The 241-nt window shown below is 73.9% G+C and carries 1 protein-coding gene; it reads right to left on the reverse strand.

Annotation, left to right across the window (positions count from 1 at the left end; genetic code table 11):
- Positions 1–228: hypothetical protein (locus BN358_RS25390; RefSeq protein ID WP_157593340.1), on the reverse strand; the 228-nt coding region annotated here is incomplete at its 3' end.
- Between the last annotated feature and the right edge of the window lie 13 nt (positions 229–241).

Below are 241 nucleotides of genomic sequence, written 5' to 3' on the forward strand. Positions count from 1 at the left end.
CTGGCCGGTCACCACGCCCTCCGCGGACGCCTCCGGCGAGCAGGCCACCACCCGGTTCGCCACCATCACCGCGAGCGGCTGGTGGACGTCCGCCCCCTCGGACAGCGCCCACGCCGTCACCGGCCAGCCGGGGAACCACAGCACCAGGCACCGGTCGCCGCCGGCTTCACGAAGGGTCTGGAGAGACTCGACAACCCGGGGTGTCGGCTCGACCACCCGGGTGTTCATCAGCCCACCGCCC

The organism is Sedimentibacter sp. B4 (assembly GCF_000309315.1).
In the GTDB taxonomy this organism is placed as follows: Bacteria; Bacillota; Clostridia; order Tissierellales; family Sedimentibacteraceae; genus Sedimentibacter; species Sedimentibacter saalensis.